Below are 15,994 nucleotides of genomic sequence, written 5' to 3'. Positions count from 1 at the left end.
GCGCACGCCTGCGCACGGGCGCGGCGGGCGGCATGGCGCTGCTGCTGTGCGGTACGGGTGCGAGCCTGTTCTGGCTGCAGCGCGGCGGTACACCTGCCGGGGCGGGCGTCGACATGGTCGTCGCCTGGGCCGCGCTCGCATTCGCCCTGCTGGCGCCGCGCCGTTGCGATCCCGTCCTCGCCAGCGCGCTGCCGCTGCTGGCGCTGGGCCTGCTGGCCCAGCTGGACCTGGGCCTCGGCGCACCGGACAGCGCCTGGCTGCGCCACTACCACAAGACGGCTGCGCTGCTCGCGCTGGGCACGGGTGCCGTCGCGCTGGCGCAGCTCGCGCGGCCGTTGCGGCGACAGCCGCAGGCGCGCGTGGAAGGCGCGCTGCTGTTGCTGACGGGCGTGGCGCTCGTGGCGCTGCTGCTGCAGGTTGCGTACGGCGACGAGACCGGGGTGTTCGACCTGCAGCCGGTGGAATTCGCCAAGCTGGCGCTGGCCGCACTGTCCGCGCATTGCCTGGCACTCGCCTGCGCCGACGGTCCCGCGCCGGGCGGCGCGTGGCGGCGCGGCCTGCGGCTGGCGGCGCCGGTGCTGCTGTTCATCCTGCTGCTGGGCGTGGCCCTCGTGCAGGTCGACGACTACTCACCGCTCGTGCTGCTGGCGTTGTGGGCCGGCACGATGATGCTGGCCCAGGCGCTGGCGATGCGGCGGCGCGCGACGGCATGCGCGCTGGCCGGCCTGGCCTTGTGCGCCGTGCTCGCCGTCGCACTGCTGCGCGGCGCCGGCGCCGACGGCATCGCACGCTGGGATTTTTATGCCGACCGCTTCCTCGTCTGGCTCGATCCCGGCACGCATCCGCACACGGGACAGCAATTGCTGCTGGGCGCGCGCGCCATCGCACAAGGCGGCTGGCGCGGCATCGACGGCATGTTCGGGCTGGCGGCGCTCGGCCTGGATCCCGGTGCCGCGCTGCGCATCCCGGCCGTGCAGGACGACTTCGCCGCATCGTTCTTCCTGCAGCGGCACGGGCTGGCGGCCAGCGTCGGCCTGTGGCTGCTGCAGGCGCTGTTCCTCGGCGCGCTGCTGCGCCTCGCGGTGCGGTGCTGGCTGACAGGGGCCCATGCGCACGATTTCCGCGTCGCGTGGATGGCGCGCCTGCGCTGCTTTTTCCTCGCCGGCGGGGCCGCGTTCGCGTTCGGCCACTTCCTGCTCTCCTGGGGCACGAACCTCGCGATCTTCCCGGTGATGGGCCAGCCGATGAGCTTCCTGTCGGCGGGCGGTTCGCACCTGCTGTTTTTCATCTGCCCCCTGCTAGGTGCCGCTGCCGTCAGCAGCCAATCGATAGAGGAGAACGAATCATGCCGGTCTACGTCCAACATGAAACACTAGGGAAGATCAACGACGTCTTCGACGCGCACGCCATCTGGCAGGCGCCCGGACTGGCGCTGTTCGCGCGCCGCCCGCTGCTGCGCGACCTGCTCGAACGCGCGCCGCGCGAACAGCGCGGCCACGTCGCCACCCGCTGCTTTTCCCATGTGACCCTGATGCTGCCGCAGGAAGAAGTGGACGATGACCGGCACCTCACGCGCGGCGCCCGCGCGCGCGACCTCGCGCAAGGCCTGACGGCGCTGCACCAGAAGGATTTCGGCGACCTGCTGCAGGGCGACGAGGTGCGTTACCAGGTCGTCGGGGCCGAGCACCTGGCGCCGGGCGAAGTGGAAGTGCGGTTCGGCCATGCCGTCTACCTGCCTGCTGCGGGGGAACCCGTCCAGTACACGGTCAGCGTCTCGCGCGACAGCGCCGTGTGGAAGGCGGTGTGCCCCATCTATCCGAACCAGCGCCTCATCCTCATCGGCCACGACGACCGCGACGCGACCTATGGCGCGCCGGGCTGGCCGTTCGGCGCGGAGGGGGCGGTCCTCCTGATCAACGACGGCCCGGACGCCCCGGTCGAAATGCAGGTGCGTCCGCGCGATGCGTTCGAATGCAACTGGGACGCCGCCGCCGGCTACTGGACGATCCGCTCGCGCCGCGGCGGCATCGACGCCAACGGCGCCGCGCTGCGCCTGCTGCTGCGCGTGACGCCGGCCCGGCCGGCCAGCACGGCGGCGAAGCCGGCGGTCGCGCTCCCCGCGCCGGAGCCTGTCCCCACACCCGAGGCCGAGGCTGCAGCCGAACCTGCACCGGCGCCGGCCACGGCCCAACCTGCGGTCTGGAAGCCGCGCGCCGCGACGGATCCCGAGCGGACGGCCGTGCCCGCGTCGCGCGCTTCGGCCCCCCGGCCCGCCGGCACGGAACTGGAGGCCACCTATGCGCCGGTGGCGCGCCAGCGCGTGTCCCTCGCCGCGCTGGCCCTGCCGCGGCTGTCGCGCTACCGCGAGACCGGCGCGCGGCTGCTCGAGATCGGCCTGAACCGCGCCTTCGTCCCGGTCGCCCCCAGCGCGGACACCATCATCCGCTTCGCCGTCGACGACCAGGACGCCCTGCAGGCGATCACGCCCGCCGGCCGCGAACGGATCGCCGTGCCGGCCAGCTTCCGGCCCGTCGACGGCGTCTACCTCGAACTGGCCGCATGCGCGCCGGCGCTGGCCGAGCGCTATTGCGCACTGCTGCGGCTGCCGCATCCGCTGGCGCAGCCGGTGGCGGGCGGCGCGCGCTTCACGTTCGGCCGCGGCGCGCCGATGCTGGCCGCGCTGCGCGTGCTCGATTCGCCCCGCTTCCTGCGCAACGCGGCCGGCGCGCCGCCCACCAGCGCCGACCGCCTCGGCCTGTCGCGCGACGCATTCAGCTTCGAAGTGGGACCGGAAGGCTGGATGATCGCGCGCCTGTCCGCCACGCAGGACCTGTACCACCTGGACGAGCAACTGGGCTTCGTCGCCGCCATCGACACGGCCACGCCCGAGCAGCCATACCGCCTGCCGCCCGGGCACCACCTCGTCGCGGGCCATTACGTGCTGCGCTTCGATGCCTGAGGCCACCATGCCCGCCGGCTTGCCCGTCGCCGTCCAGCCCTGGCTCGCATGGGCCGGCGCGCTGGCGCTCACGCTCGTGCTGGCCGCCTGGTGCACGCCACGCACGTGGTGGCGCCGCCCCAACCTGCGCGCGCTGGCCGTGCTGGCCGGCGGCACGCTCGCCTTCGGCCTGCTCTTCTCGGCGTTGCTGCCGGCCGCGCCGTCGTCCGCCCAGGTGGTGCTCGCAACGCTGCCGGCCAGCCCGGAGGCCGGCGCGCGCTACCGCGTCATCGACGACCTGAACCTGCGCGAGGATCGCGGCGTGCGCGCCGCGCGCATGCGCGTGCTGCCGGCCGGGACGGTCGTCAGCGCGACGGGCGCGACGGATGGCGACTGGTGGCGCGTGCGGGCCAGCGTGAACGGCTACCCCGTCGAAGGCTGGGCCAGCAGCCTGTGGCTACGCCGCGCCGACGAGGTGCGCGCCGCCCACGCCGGACGCTGACGGCGCGGCCACGAGCCGCATCGGGTTGTAGCGCACCGTCGACACCTGCATCGGCGCCGTGCGCTCGAACCCGAGCGACGCATAGAACGGCACCGAGACGTTCGACGCGTTCACCGTGAAGATGCCCGCGTGGCCTGGCTGCAGCGCCGCCGCCCGCGCCGCCAGCCAGAGGGCGCGCGCGATGCCGCGCCGCTGCCAGGGCGCGTCCACGAACAGGTGGTACACGTGCGTACCGCCGCGCACGCCGATGAAGCCGGCCAGCACGCCGTCCACGACGGCCGCGTGATAGACGAAGCCGGCGTCCAGGTTGCGGCGCAAGCCGGCCTCGTCGTGCTCGGCGAGGAACGCGGCCGCGTCTTCCGGGCTGGACTCGTGCAGGACGAAAGTTTCGGCGGCGCGCCGCAGCACGGCAGCGGCCGCGGCGATGTCGGCGGGGGTGAACGGTCGGATCATGATCCGATGATACGGCCTCATGTCGGACTTGTCGAAACGTCACGTTGGGAAAACGACGCACCGCGTTGACCGTCCACTGTCGCGCCCGTAGACTGGTTCCATGAAGAAATACAGCCTCGCCCCATCCGCGTCGGCAGGCGGCGCAACGGCGCCGTCCCGGCGCAAGGTCCCGCTGACGCAGCCGCTGCGCCACGCACGCTACCGGCGCCTGTGGTGCGCCAACCTCGTCTCGAACGTCGGCACGTGGATCCAGACGTTCGCGTCGGCCTGGCTGATCGCTTCCAGCTCGCATTCGGCATCGACGACGACGCTCGTACAGACATCGAGCTATATCCCGATCTTCCTGTTCGCGCTGTTCGCCGGCGTCGTCGCGGATGCCGTGCATCGGCCGAAATTCCTGTTCTTCTGCAACCTGTTCCAGGCCGGCTGCGCGTGCACGATGGCGGCGCTGGTGGCGAGCGGCCACGCGCCGCATGCCGCCGTGCTGGCGCTCGTGTTCTGCCTCGGCTGCGGGTCCGCATTCATGTGGCCCGCGTGGCAGGCCGCGCTGTCCGGGCTCGTCGAACCGGACGAGGTGGAAGCGGCGGCCACGCTGAACAACCTGTCGTACAACACGGCCGCGATCATCGGGCCGGCGCTGGGCGGCATCCTGTTCAAGTGGATCGGGCCCGGCCCGCTGTTCCTCGTGAACGCAATCTCGTTCGCCGGGCTGCTCGTCGTCTACCGCGCGTGGTGGCGCGAAGGCGGGGGCCGGCCGAGCGTCCAGGCGGGCTATCTGGTGCGCCTGCGCGAAGGCCTCCACACGGCCCTCGGCTGCCCGCGCTACCGGCGCATCCTGCGCAACGTGGCGACCGTGTTCTTTTCCACCATCGCCTACGCTGCGCTGCTGCCCGTGTTCGTGCGCGACGTGCTGCGCATGGATGCCAGCGTGTTCGGCACGCTGATGGGCAGCCTGGGCGGCGGCGCCGTGCTGGCCGCGTTCTGCCTGCCCGCGATCCGCGCCCGCGTCGACAAGACCAACATCCTGGCCGGCGCGCTCGTCGTGTACGGCCTCATGCTGGCCGCGATGCCATGGCTGCACTCGCTCCTCGTGCTGGTGCCGCTGATCGCCTGCGGAGGCATGGCCTGGTCCGCCGTCATCTCCACGTTGAACGCGGCCGCCCAGCTGTCGTTTCCCGCCGCCGTGCGGGCGCGCACGCTGGCCATCTACCTCGTCGTGATGGCGGGCGGGTACACGGTCGGCAGCGTCGTCTGGGGCAGGGTCGCGGATGCGTGCGGCGTGCGCTTCGCGCTCACGGCGGCCGGCGCGTGCGTGCTTGTCAACGCGGCCGTGTTACTGACGGGAAGACGGGAAAACCCCATCTAATCGGCGCTTGCAGATATGGCATTTCCGGTTAGAGTTATGGCATGCCGATATCGTCCCCATATGACACCCACGCCGGCGCCTGGATCGCCGGACTCAAGTTCACCGACCTCGACGTGGCCGCCTGCTCGCGCCTGGGTGCCGGACCGCGCCTGCGCGAGGAAAACCAGGACAACCTGCTGCTGATCGACGAGGACGGCAACGCGGCCTGGCTGCAGGACCAGGCCGTGCAGCGCCGTCGCCTGGACGGCTGGCGGCCCGGCCACGCGCGGCTGGCCGTGCTGGACGGCATGGGCGGCCATGGCCACGGCAGGGAAGCGGCGGAAGCCGTCGCCACCGGCCTGCTCGCGATGCCGCCCTGCGCCAGCGCGGCCGAACTCGCGCGCCGGCTGGATGCGCTGCACGCCGACCTGCAGCGCCATTTCGCCGACGCACGCGGCCCGCGGCCCGGCACGACGCTCACCCTGCTCGAATTGCGCGCGGGCGACACGCCGCTGCTGTACCACGTGGGCGACTCGCGGCTGTACGAGATCACGCCGGCGCGCGCGACCCCGCTGACGATCGACCACGTGCCCGCCACCGCCTACGCGATGGCCGGCCTGCTGGGCGAGGAAGAATGGTGGCAACAGGTGCATGGCGAACACCGGCCGCAGGTCGCTCAGGCCTTCCTGCTCGGCAATGCCTTCGCGGATCCCTCCCGGCTGAACGACCCGCTGTTCGAACTGTCGCCGCTGAACCTGCCGGCCTGGCTGTGCCGCCTGGCCGACCGCCGTCCGCTCGAGCTGCGCCCGGGCGCGTCTTACCTGCTGGCGACGGACGGGCTGTGGTCGTGCTCGGACCCGTACGGCTGGGTGGCGCAATGGCCGCAACTGCTGGCGGGCCAGGCGGACGCCGCGACGATGCTGCAGGCCTTGCAGGCCGCCTACGACGCCCATCCGGCCGCGTTCTTTTTCCCGGACAACGTCAGCGCCATCCTCGTGCGCGTGCCCGGCGCCGTCCACGTCGACGATGAGACGGCACTGCCCGGACCGTGATCATTGCAAAAGATGCATTTTGGAAAATTCTATTGCCACAAGATGAATACTGCGCGCCGCGCTCGGCTACAATCGCGTAAGCTCCAGCCCTGATATCCGTCCGCAGCATCCTCCGAGCCGATAAGCCCATGAAGCGTTGCAGCAGTCCCGACCATCCGCATTGCACCGTCTGGGTCACGCCCGGCGAGGCGGTGTGTGCGCACGGCCATGCGCAGCCGGCGGCAGATGCGATCGATAGGCTCGGTTCCAGCTTCGACCTGCTCAAGCGCGTGCGCGCCGAAAGTGCGGCACCCGCCGTGCCGCAACCGCTGTCCGCGCCGGTACGCCCGCAGCCGGTACGCCCGCAGCTGCACGTCAGCGGCTTCGACCCGCGCGCGGCCGGCGGACGCCAGGCGATCCGGCTGGAACTGCGCGGAATGCCGGACGACGTCCCGCCGCAGCTGGCGCTGCTGCTGGAATCGGAACTGCTGCCCGCCGGCGGCGACCGCCAGCACTTCCACCGCACCTTGCGCGGCGACTGGCGTCCCGTGTTCCTGGAATTCTCGTCGCGCGGACGGGAACATGGCCAGTACCGCATCGACCTGGAAATCCACGCGCGCGACCCGGCCCGGCCGCAACTGGCGCGCACGTGGGTGGCGACGCTCGTGCTGCTGGTGCCGCGTCCGGATGCGTCGCTGGGCGAGATCCACCAGACCTTTCTCGCCACGCATAAAAACGTGCGCATCAGCGCCGACGATGCCGCCATCGCCCGCGTGCAGGGCCTGGCCGGCGGCGGCGCGCTCGACATCGACATCCACGCCCGCAATGCCTCCATCGCCCAGCTGAACCTGGACGCGGCGGCGGACGGCGGCAAGGTGTCCGTCGGCCTGCCGACGATCGCCTGGGTCGAGGACCTGATCGAAATCGACATCCCTGCCGAACGCCCCGCGCATCCCTGCCCCGTGGACAGTGCCTGCCTCGTGCATGCGGAACCGGACGCGGGCGCGCAGCGCCACGTGCGCCTGTTCGCGCTGGACGAATGCGTGCTCGGACGCTGGGAGCCGGCGGGTCTTGATGCCGACCTGCTGCTCGAACACTACGGCGAGCACGGCCCGGTGCGCGCCGGGCTCACGCGCCGCCTGTCGGCGCGCCATGCCGTGATCCGCCCCGCGCGCGACGGCTTCGAGATCGAGGACCGGTCGCGCTACGGCCTGCTGCTGGACGGGGTGTGGCCCGGCAAGCACGTGCCGGTCCCGCTGCGCCTCGGCATGCGCATCGAACTGACGGCCAGCATCCGCGGCGTCGTGACCTTCGTCGTCACCGCGCTGCAACGGCACGCGCTGGTGCTGCACCGCGTGGACGCGGGCGGCGGCGCCGAAAGCTTCATCCTGATGACGCCCGACGTCGCGCCGGACCTGGCGCCGGGCGGGACGTTGCCACGTGCGGCCGGCCTGCCCGTGCTGTTCCACCGCGACGGCGGCTTCTGGCACCTCGACCCGGCCAGCGGGCACGAAACGGCACTCGGCCCGGCCACCGTGCTGGACCGTCTCGCCCGCTTCACGGGCCGCGTGCGTTTCGCCGCCACGCCCCGGCCGGAAGACCAGGGCGAGCGTAACCGCGCAGGCGACCGCCGGCGCACGCCGGAACGCCTGCACGACGCCTGATCGGCTCGCTGCTGCTCTGCCGGCGTCAGCCCGGACGCAGCATCAGGAAGATCAGTGCGGCACCGGTCAGCAGCACCGCTTCGAGCGACAGCACGATGAACGGGATCTGGATGTCCTTGGGAATGCGCATGGCAACCTCCATGGAGTGAAAGACCATGCCGACATTATGCGCTTCGGGCGAACGTTGCGGCGCCGAATCGCGTGGCGAAATGGTTGTCGTTTTAAAGCAACCAAGGTTACCTGACGAATAATGAACAGCACGTTGTAATGGTCCAACGCCACGCCCGGGATTAAAGTCGGGAGTGCCGTAACGGCACGACCGCAAGCCGCCGCCCGTTTTCCGATCCTCTACGCGCGTCGCCCCACGGCAGGGCCGCGACGTCGGTGCCCGCCATGTTCCGTACTTTGTCCCTCCGCACCCGTCTCATCACCACCATGGGCCTGCTCGGCCTGATCATCGTCGCCACCGGCGTGCTCGGCATCGATGGCATGCGCACGACCGGCGCCGCGCTCGAAGGCACGTATTCGAACGAACTCTCGACCGTGGCGCTGGGCCAGGCCAGGAACAACCTGGCGCGGGCCCGCTTCGCGCTCGACCGCGCCGTCGCCCATCCGGACGCGCCGGACACGCCACAGCTCTTGGCCCGCATGGACGGCTTCCTGGCCGAGTCCGACCGCGCCTGGGCCACCTATCTCTCGCTGCCCCAGGATGCCGAGGAGGCGGCGCTCGCGCACGACGTCGCGGCGCGCCGCCAGGTCTAAATCAACGACGGCTTCCGCGCCCTCGAGCAGGCCGTTCGTGCGCACGACACGGCCCATATCGATGCGCTGTTCACGCACGACATCATCGCCACGTTCGGCGCATTCAACGATGTCTCGGCGAAGCTGGACGACTACCAGGTCCGCATGACGAAAGAGAGTTTCGAGGCCAGCGAGCGCCTGCACAGGCACCTGATGATCTATGCCATCGCGGCCGTCGTGCTGGGCACCGTGCTGATCGTGGGCTCGTCGGTGGTGCTGCTGCGTGCGATCCTGCGCCCGCTCGACCAGGCGCTCGCCCATTTCGCCGCGATGGCACGCGGCGACCTGTCGAACAAGGTGGTCATCGAACGCCGCGACGAGATGGGCCGCCTGCTGGAAGGCCTGGAAGCGATGCAGCGCCAGTTGGCACAGAGCGCGGGCATCGAGCAGATCAACCAGGCCATCGCCCAGATGGACCAGGTGACGCAGCAGAACGCCGGCCTCGTCGAGGAAGCGGCCGCCGCCGCGGCCGCGCTGCAGGACCAGGCCGAGTCGCTGGCGCGGCTGGCCGCGACGTTCCGGCTCGACGATGCGGCGCCAGCCCCCGCAGCGCGCCCCAGGCTCGCGCTGGCGGCCTGACGGCCTACATCAGCGCGCGCACGACGCGAAAGCCGACGATGTCGTTCGAGAGCGCGGCCGAGAAGCCGTTGCGCAGCGCCGCGCGCAGGTAGCGCGGGTTGTACAGCCACGAGCCGCCGCGCAGCACGCGGCGGGCCTGGTCGCCGCCCTCTTCCCACGCGCTGCCGTCCAGCGGCGCACCTTCGTAGTTGTCGTGGACGACGTCCTGCACCCATTCCCACACGTTGCCGTGCATGTCGTACAGGCCCCAGGGATTGGCGGGAAACATGCCGACCGGCGTCGTGCCGCGCCGGTACACGCCGCGCGGGCCGCCGTTGTACGTGAAATTGCCGTCGTAGTTCGCCTGGTCCGTTGTGATCGTGTCGCCGAACGAGAACGCCGTCTTCGTCCCGGCCCGGCACGCGTATTCCCACTCGGCCTCGCTGGGCAAGCGGTACGATTTGCCCGTCGCCTCGGACAGCCAGCGCACGTAGCGGATCGCGTCGAACCAGTTCACGCCGACGACGGGATGGCGGTCGGTCTGTGCGAAGCCGGGCGCGTCCCAGTCGACTTCCCCGCCCGGGCACCAGCCGGTCGCCTGCACGAATGCGCGCCACTCGCCCACCGTCACCGGATAGCGGCCCATCGCGATGGGTTTGTCGATGCCGACCCAGTGCTGCGGCAGTTCGCGCGCGAGCCAGGACGACTGCGAACCGGAGGCCATCGCGATCTTGCGCTCGTGCTCCGGGGAGCCCATCTGGAACCGGCCCGTCGGCATCAGCACCAGTTCCGGACCCTTGGCATCCAGGTCCAGGAAGCGGTCGCGCAGCACGCCCTCCATGTCGGCGACCGGGCTGGCCGGCGTGGGCAGCAGTTGCGTGAGGACGGCCTGGGCGCGCGCCGCTTCTTCCGCACGGGCGCGTTTCTGTTCCGCGACATAAGCCGCGGCGGCTTTCGCCTGGGCGAGCTTGCGCTGTGCTTCCTCGCGCTCCAGCCGCGCCTTTTCCGCTTCCTCCGCGCGCCGGGCCAGGAGCTGCTGGCGCAGCGTCTCCTTGCGCGCCGCGCGGGCCACCTCGGCCGCCGCCTTCGCGGCCCGCTCCTGTTCGCGGCGCTGGCGCTCCAGTTGCACCCTGGCCGCCGCTTCCGCCTGGGCGCGGGCCTCGGCCAGTTTGCGCGCCGCCAGGTCGCGCGCGGCCTGTTCGGCACGCTGGCGCGCATCGTCCTCTTCCGCCTGCCGTGCCGCCTCGGCGCGGGCGCGCAACTCGTCCTCGCTCGGCCCCTGCGCCGCACGCAGGCGGTCCAGCAACGCGGCGACGCTGCCGGGCCGCGCCTGCGGATCGGGCGCGAAGCCGGACTGCAGCACGTCCCACTGGGCGTCGTTCAATGCCTCCGGCCGGACGGCGCCGGCGGCCGGCAGCGCCCCCGTCAGCATCCGGACCAGCATCACGGCCACCGAGAACACATCCAGCGCGCGGCTGGGAGGGGCGGCAGCGGCGGCCTCCGGCGCGCGGTAGCCGGCCGTGCCCGAGCTGGCCGGTGCCTCCAGTCCGCCCGCGCCGCCCGCCCGCGCCCGGACGGCGATGCCGAAATCGAGCAGCTTGACGTCGCCACCGCGCGTGACGAACACGTTGGCGGGCTTGATGTCGCGGTGGACGATCCCGTGCCCCTGCCAGGCATGGTCGAGGGCGTCGGCCAGCGGCGCAAGAATATCCAGCGCTCGCTCGAGGTCCAGGCACCCCTCGCGCGCCAGCAGCATGTCGAGATCCTCGCCCTCGAGGCATTCCATGATGATGAAATAGCTGCCCGTGGCCGGGTCCTGGGCCCAGTCGTAGACGCGCACGATGTGCTGGTGCGCCAGCTGGCGGGCGCGCGCCGCTTCCTCGATCAGCAGCTTCGCGTGCAGCGCGTTTTCCGTGAGGCTGGGCGGCAGGATCTTCAGCGCGACCTGGGCGCTGTGGCCCAGTTCCGCGTGCGTTGCGATGTCCGTCGCCTGCCATACCTCGCCCATGCCGCCCCGGGCGATCAGGCGCTCCAGCCGGTAGCGGCGGTGCGCCGGGCCCACTTCCTGCGTGGCCATCAGGCCGATCTCGGTACCGGGCCGCGCGGGCGCGTCCGGCTCCGCCGCGGCATTGACGGCGTATGCGGCATCGAGGATCGCGTTCTTGCGGACGTCGAATTCCTGGCGGCTCAGCAGGCCGTCCTCGTGCAGCGCGCGCAGCTCGCGCAGCTTGTCGATCGCCGTCTGCATCATCCCCGCGCCGGCAGCGGCGCGCCGCAACTGCCGCAGTAACGGTCGCCGGGCTGGGCGTCCGCATGGCGGCATCCTCCATGCCCGGCCAACGCGGCCGCGCCGGCGACCAGGCTGGATCCGAGCTGCGCCTGCGTGGCCAGCGCCGTCTTGTTGACGTCGTTCTGCAACGCCAGCAGGTCGAGCTGGTGGCGGCGTTCCCGTTCGATCTCGGCGTCGCGGCGCGCGCGTTCGCGCTCCACGTGTTCCTGCGCCAGACGCAGCGCCTCCTCAGGCGACAGCGACGGCACCGCCGCGAGCTGGTCGGCGCTCATGCCGGCCTGCGTGCGCGCCTTCAGCACGTCGGCCAGCAGCGCCGCGTTCGGTGCGGCGGCCAGCGCCAGCTTCGTCGCGTCGTCGACCGCGCCCAGGGTCTCCATGCGGCGCAGCTCATGTTCCCGCTCCGCGGCGAGGGCATCGGCCTGCAGCGCCGCGCGTACCTGTTCGCCTTCCAGCGCCACCTGCTGGGCGCTGCGCGCCAGCGTCGCATCCGCCTCGATCGTGCGCAGCAGTTTTTCATGCTGGGCCAGCGCCTCGGCCTGCGTGCCGTCGCGGCGCAGCGCTTCGACGCGCTGGCGCACGGTTTCCACATCGACGGATTCATCCCGCTCCGCGGCGCGCAAACGGGCCGCGGCCTGCGCATCGTCCCATGCCAGCGCGCGCTCGGCACCGCGGCGGCGCGCGGCGTTCGCCAGTTCGAGCAGCTTCAGGCGGCCCGCGTGTTCCTCGGCCTCGAGCTCGCGGGCACGGCGCGCCACGTCGTCCTCGGCCGCGTGCAGGCGCGCGAGTTCGGCGCGCTGGCGGCTTGCGTCCTCGATGCCGCGCGCCTGTTCGATCTTGTTACGGATCTGCTGCTGCAGCAACTGGTGCGTGAAGCGCTGGGCCGCGACCGTACGCGCCTGGGCAGCGTCCTGGCGGGCCAGCGCCACTTCTTCGCGCATGCGCAATGCCGCCAGTTCGCGCAAGTGGTTCCACTGCGCTTCCTCGTCCTGGCGCGCGCCGCCCTTCTGCTTCAATTCGTGCTCGAGTTCCGCCACGAGCTCCTGCGCGCCGCGCTCGATGGCCTGCTTGCGCGTGCGCGCCTCGACGATGCGGCCGTACAGCTCGATCTCGCGGGCGCGGATCGCCTGCGCGCGCTCGGCGTTCTGCAACGTGAGTTCGGCGCGGTCGAGGCTGGCGCCCTGGCGCAGTTCGGTGCGGCGCTGCGCGAGACGCGCCTCGCTCTCGGCCCGTGCGATGCGGCGCCACTCGTCTTCCGTGTACAGCTCGTCCAGCTGGCGCGCATGTTCGACCTTCACCCGCGCTTCGTCGGCCGCGAGCCACAGGCTCCCGATGCGCGCACGGTTGGCGTCGAAGCGGTCGTGACGCAGCGCCAGCGTTTCCACGCGCACGATGGCAAGGCCGTAATCCGCCAGCAGGGTGGCGAGGCCGCCCTGCAGGTGCTGGTCGAGTTGCGGCCGCAGCTCACGCTCGCCCGCCATCTCGCGCAGCGACCGGGCAGCGACGAATTCGCCCGCCAGCTGGCGCACGGGCTGCTGCAGCAGTTCGCGCAGGTGTTCGCTTTTGACCGTGCCCGGCATCGTCATGAAGTGGCGCGCGAATGCCGGCACGTTCTCGATGCGCACGGACAGCGCCAGYCGCGCGGCCACTTCCAGGTGCTCCGCGCTGCGCAGGCCGTCCAGTTCGAATTCGACCGGCAGCGCGCCGCTGCGCGTGACGAGGATTTCCGCATGCTGGTCGCGCAGCAAATGGTTCAGCCGGGTGAAGAAGCCTTCGATCTCGTACTCGCCCTGCGGCACTTCCGTTGCCGATCCTCCCTGCAGGATGTAGGCGCGCGCCGTGGCGGGCACGCGCAGCGTCTTGACGAACACGCCGGACAGCGTACGCACGCCGAAGAACACGGCCAGTTCGTCCGCGCCGGGCACCCAGCGGTTCTCCACCAGCACCGGTGCGTGGCGCGGCGTCCCCGGCATCAGCCCGCACGCGGCGCAATAGCCGTCCGCCGCCACCTTGCCGTGCGCACAGCGCGGGCACTTCGCCCCATTGACTCCGAACATCCGCAACATCTCGATTCCTTTCGTGCCTGCTTCAAATGATCCCGATCCGCTCCACGCACGCCAGGCTCGCGCCGCGTGCACGCAGGCCTTCCGCGAACCCGTTCGGCAACGTGTCGCGCCACGCATGCGGCAGCACGACGCGGTCGCCCGGCCCCGCCTCGCGCAGCAACAGCGCGCATTTCGGCGCGAGATCGTCGACCGGGTCCACGCGGCCGGCATGCCAGGCGTCCGAGCAGCCGGTGGCGATCAGCCGGGCGCGCGGCAGGAATTCGCGGCCGCGTGCGATGCGGTCGGCCAGCACGAGCGCCAGTTCGTACGAGCGGCCCGCGAACGCCTGCGGGCCGAAGCGCACCGTCGTGCGCCAGCGCCCGAGGCCGCGGCCGTCGAAGTGGCGCGCACCCGCCAGCGCCTGGCGCACGGCCAGCTGGCGCGCCGCATCCGCGCCCGGTMCCGCGATCGTCTGTTCCTCGTCCACCTTGTCCGCCTCAGGCGCCAGCGGATGGACGCTCACCTCGACCCAGCCCAGCGCATCGGCATCGAAGCCGCTGTGCAGCGGGAACCAGGCGCGCGCGCTGGAGACGGCGGCGCCGGGATCCGGATGGCCGTCCAGCTGGCCCAGGTGAGCAAGGCCGCCCGGTCCGCCCAGCAGCGCGTCGGGCGAGGGGTCGGCCACGTCGTGGCCCTCGACCTTGCCCAGCTCCCAGGCGTCCGACCAGCCGTTCGCGACGACGTCGCCACGCCCGTGCCAGATGCCGCGCACCATGCGGTCGGCCAGCACGGCGGCCAGCTCCCAGTCGCGCCCCGCCGGCACGCGGTCGACGCTGAGCACGACCTGGTCGCGGCTGTCGATGCGCGCCTCCGTGTGGCGCGCCAGGCGCACCGCCTGCTGCACGCGCTCCGCGAGTTGCGGATCGCCGGGGACCACGCACTTGACGTCCGCGCGGCCCGCGCGTTCGCGCCGCGTGGCCGTCACCGTCAGCAGCGTGCCGTCGGGCAGGCGGCTGAAGCAGCGGGCCTGTTGCGGCGCCGTCACGCGGCCTCCCGCGGCAGGCTCGCGACGCGCCGTCCGGYGCATTCCGCCTCGAGATTGGCGACGATGCGCTCGGCCTCGTCGTACAGCGCCGCCAACCGTTCACCGTCCACGCCGTCGAGGYGGGCCAGCAGCGCCCAGGCCTCGTCCAGCGCGCGCGCCGCGCGCAGGCTGTGACGCATGCGGCGCGACTGCTCGTCGACCGGCAATGGCTGGCCGGGCGCCGCCAGCGCCAGCGCGGGCATCGTCGTGATCTCCACCGACAGGCGGTCCATGCGCTGCAGCAAGGCCTGCTGCTGGCGGAACTGGTCTTGTCCGGACGGCAGCGCGCCCAGCCGCAGGCCGCACATGACGCAGGGCAGTTCCAGGAACAGGCGCCGCAGCGCCTTCGCGTCGTCCCGCGCCGGGTCCACGCGCGGCGCGATCGCGACGGGGGCCGCGACGACGGCTTCCCGGGGCTGCGCGGCGCGCGCGGCCAGCTGCGCCGCATAGTCGACGTCGTCCAGCTCGACGGGCACGCAATCGTCCACCGTCAGGCCGTAGCGCAGGTACAGCAACTGGTTCAGGCCCTGGCGGAACGCGTTCCATTCCTCGATGGCCGTGCACGGCGGCAGGTCGAGCGCACCCTGCGCCAGCGCGGCGCGCACGGCGCCTTCCACGGCCGAACCCAGCGCGGCCAGGTCGACGCGGCCATCCGCTTCCGCGGCCAGGTACAGGTCGAAGCGCTTGCCCGCCGCGGCCGGGTCGAGCGGATCGATGGCGAACGTCGTGTTCAGGCCGATTTCCGGCGCCTGCGCGAACGGGACGATGGTGATCGTGTACGGGCCCGGATGAAATGCCCAGGCCAGTTCGCCGGGACGCAGCTCGACCTTCCTGCCAGCAGGCGTCGTGGCGCGGCGCGGACGGCCCACCGCATCGACGATCACGACGGGGCACTCGGCCGGCACGGCGCAGCCGGCATGCAGCGGCAGCGCGACGGCGGAACGCCCGAGGTCGCAGGCATCGAGGACGGGCGCCGGGCGCCGGAAGAATGGGATCATGCGTCCGTCTCCAGCGGTTCGACGGTGAAGCGGGCGCCGTGCGCCTGCAGGTGGGTACCGGGCGGGTCGGCGAATGGCCAGGCGGCCTCGCATTCGCCGTCGGCGTCGAGCTGGCCGGCGAGGATCGTCGCGCCGGCGCCGTCGCGCACGCACAGCGGCGCGCGCGCCACCAGCAGCGCTTCCGCGAACGGGGCCTGCGGGTCCAGTTGCAGGATCGCGCGCCAGCCGGCGGCTGCAATCGCGAAGTGCAGCGTCCACCAGCCGTCATCGGTGACGATGGCCGCGGGC

The 15,994-nt window shown here is 72.0% G+C and carries 12 protein-coding genes and 3 pseudogenes; 9 read left to right on the top strand and 6 right to left on the bottom strand.

Annotation, left to right across the window (positions count from 1 at the left end):
• From AC1DYX_RS16995 to AC1DYX_RS16985, 3 genes are all read left to right on the top strand, one after another.
• Positions 1 to 1,376, top strand: a 1,376-nt coding sequence (locus AC1DYX_RS16995; RefSeq protein WP_477260859.1) for an FtsW/RodA/SpoVE family cell cycle protein, incomplete at its 5' end; no start/stop codon positions are given.
• Positions 1,346 to 2,959 carry a hypothetical protein gene (locus AC1DYX_RS16990; RefSeq protein ID WP_477260857.1) on the top strand — a complete coding sequence of 538 codons (1,614 nt, stop codon included), beginning with the start codon at positions 1,346 to 1,348 and terminating at the stop codon, positions 2,957 to 2,959. The genes AC1DYX_RS16995 and AC1DYX_RS16990, both read left to right, overlap by 31 nt.
• Before the next feature lie 7 nt (positions 2,960 to 2,966).
• The gene (locus AC1DYX_RS16985) at positions 2,967 to 3,440 is read left to right on the top strand and encodes an SH3 domain-containing protein (protein ID WP_477260855.1); all 474 of its coding nucleotides are present in this window, start codon (positions 2,967 to 2,969) and stop codon (positions 3,438 to 3,440) included.
• On the opposite strand, the gene AC1DYX_RS16980 is transcribed toward AC1DYX_RS16985, so the two are convergent.
• Complete coding sequence (locus AC1DYX_RS16980; protein ID WP_477260853.1) at positions 3,396 to 3,893, bottom strand: GNAT family N-acetyltransferase; 498 nt, start codon at positions 3,891 to 3,893, stop codon at positions 3,396 to 3,398. The two genes, AC1DYX_RS16985 and AC1DYX_RS16980, sit on opposite strands and share 45 nt — an antisense overlap.
• A 100-nt stretch (positions 3,894 to 3,993) precedes the next feature.
• Here AC1DYX_RS16980 and AC1DYX_RS16975 point away from each other — a divergent pair, with 100 nt between their 5' ends.
• From AC1DYX_RS16975 to AC1DYX_RS16950, 6 genes and pseudogenes are all read left to right on the top strand, one after another.
• Positions 3,994 to 5,259 carry an MFS transporter gene (locus AC1DYX_RS16975; RefSeq protein WP_477260850.1) on the top strand — a complete coding sequence of 422 codons (1,266 nt, stop codon included), beginning with the start codon at positions 3,994 to 3,996 and terminating at the stop codon, positions 5,257 to 5,259.
• Between the two features lie 41 nt (positions 5,260 to 5,300).
• The gene (locus AC1DYX_RS16970; RefSeq protein ID WP_477260848.1) at positions 5,301 to 6,290 is read left to right on the top strand and encodes a PP2C family protein-serine/threonine phosphatase; all 990 of its coding nucleotides are present in this window, start codon (positions 5,301 to 5,303) and stop codon (positions 6,288 to 6,290) included.
• 128 nt (positions 6,291 to 6,418) lie between these two features.
• Positions 6,419 to 7,933 (top strand): FHA domain-containing protein, encoded by a 1,515-nt coding sequence (locus tag AC1DYX_RS16965; protein ID WP_477260846.1) that lies wholly within the window; start codon positions 6,419 to 6,421, stop codon positions 7,931 to 7,933.
• 393 nt (positions 7,934 to 8,326) lie between these two features.
• Positions 8,327 to 8,695: a Tar ligand binding domain-containing protein gene (locus AC1DYX_RS16960; protein WP_477260844.1), complete on the top strand. Its 369-nt coding sequence runs from the start codon at positions 8,327 to 8,329 to the stop codon at positions 8,693 to 8,695.
• 144 nt (positions 8,696 to 8,839) lie between these two features.
• Positions 8,840 to 9,091: pseudogene (locus AC1DYX_RS16955) on the top strand (HAMP domain-containing protein); the annotation flags it as partial.
• 12 nt (positions 9,092 to 9,103) lie between these two features.
• Positions 9,104 to 9,313: pseudogene (locus AC1DYX_RS16950) on the top strand (methyl-accepting chemotaxis protein); the annotation flags it as partial.
• Positions 9,314 to 9,317: 4 nt separating this feature from the next.
• Here the strand turns inward: AC1DYX_RS16950 and AC1DYX_RS16945 are convergent.
• From AC1DYX_RS16945 to AC1DYX_RS16925, 5 genes and pseudogenes are all read right to left on the bottom strand, one after another.
• Positions 9,318 to 11,543, bottom strand: coding sequence for a bifunctional serine/threonine-protein kinase/formylglycine-generating enzyme family protein (locus tag AC1DYX_RS16945; RefSeq protein ID WP_477260842.1), 2,226 nt, complete (start codon positions 11,541 to 11,543; stop codon positions 9,318 to 9,320).
• The gene (locus AC1DYX_RS16940; protein ID WP_477260840.1) at positions 11,540 to 13,636 is read right to left on the bottom strand and encodes a coiled-coil domain-containing protein; all 2,097 of its coding nucleotides are present in this window, start codon (positions 13,634 to 13,636) and stop codon (positions 11,540 to 11,542) included. Before AC1DYX_RS16940 ends, AC1DYX_RS16945 begins: the two co-directional genes overlap by 4 nt.
• A gap of 31 nt (positions 13,637 to 13,667) precedes the next feature.
• Positions 13,668 to 14,669 (bottom strand): hypothetical protein, encoded by a 1,002-nt coding sequence (locus tag AC1DYX_RS16935; RefSeq protein WP_477260838.1) that lies wholly within the window; start codon positions 14,667 to 14,669, stop codon positions 13,668 to 13,670.
• Positions 14,666 to 15,706 carry a hypothetical protein gene (locus AC1DYX_RS16930; protein WP_477260836.1) on the bottom strand — a complete coding sequence of 347 codons (1,041 nt, stop codon included), beginning with the start codon at positions 15,704 to 15,706 and terminating at the stop codon, positions 14,666 to 14,668. The genes AC1DYX_RS16935 and AC1DYX_RS16930 overlap by 4 nt, the downstream gene beginning before the upstream one ends.
• Positions 15,703 to 15,994: pseudogene (locus AC1DYX_RS16925) on the bottom strand (hypothetical protein); the annotation flags it as partial. The pseudogene AC1DYX_RS16925 and the gene AC1DYX_RS16930, both read right to left, overlap by 4 nt.

Source organism: Massilia sp. P2_C2 (assembly GCF_056404615.1).
This window is presented reverse-complemented; position numbering and strand designations above follow the sequence as displayed.

Coding starts and splice junctions, on each gene's coding strand:
- AC1DYX_RS16985 (WP_477260855.1), top strand. CDS start 2,967: ATGCCCGCCGGCTTGCCCGTCGCCGTCCAGCCCTGGCTCGCATGGGCC.
- AC1DYX_RS16980 (WP_477260853.1), bottom strand. CDS start 3,893: ATGATCCGACCGTTCACCCCCGCCGACATCGCCGCGGCCGCTGCCGTG.
- AC1DYX_RS16965 (WP_477260846.1), top strand. CDS start 6,419: ATGAAGCGTTGCAGCAGTCCCGACCATCCGCATTGCACCGTCTGGGTC.
- AC1DYX_RS16990 (WP_477260857.1), top strand. CDS start 1,346: ATGCCGGTCTACGTCCAACATGAAACACTAGGGAAGATCAACGACGTC.
- AC1DYX_RS16960 (WP_477260844.1), top strand. CDS start 8,327: ATGTTCCGTACTTTGTCCCTCCGCACCCGTCTCATCACCACCATGGGC.
- AC1DYX_RS16945 (WP_477260842.1), bottom strand. CDS start 11,543: ATGATGCAGACGGCGATCGACAAGCTGCGCGAGCTGCGCGCGCTGCAC.
- AC1DYX_RS16975 (WP_477260850.1), top strand. CDS start 3,994: ATGAAGAAATACAGCCTCGCCCCATCCGCGTCGGCAGGCGGCGCAACG.
- AC1DYX_RS16970 (WP_477260848.1), top strand. CDS start 5,301: ATGCCGATATCGTCCCCATATGACACCCACGCCGGCGCCTGGATCGCC.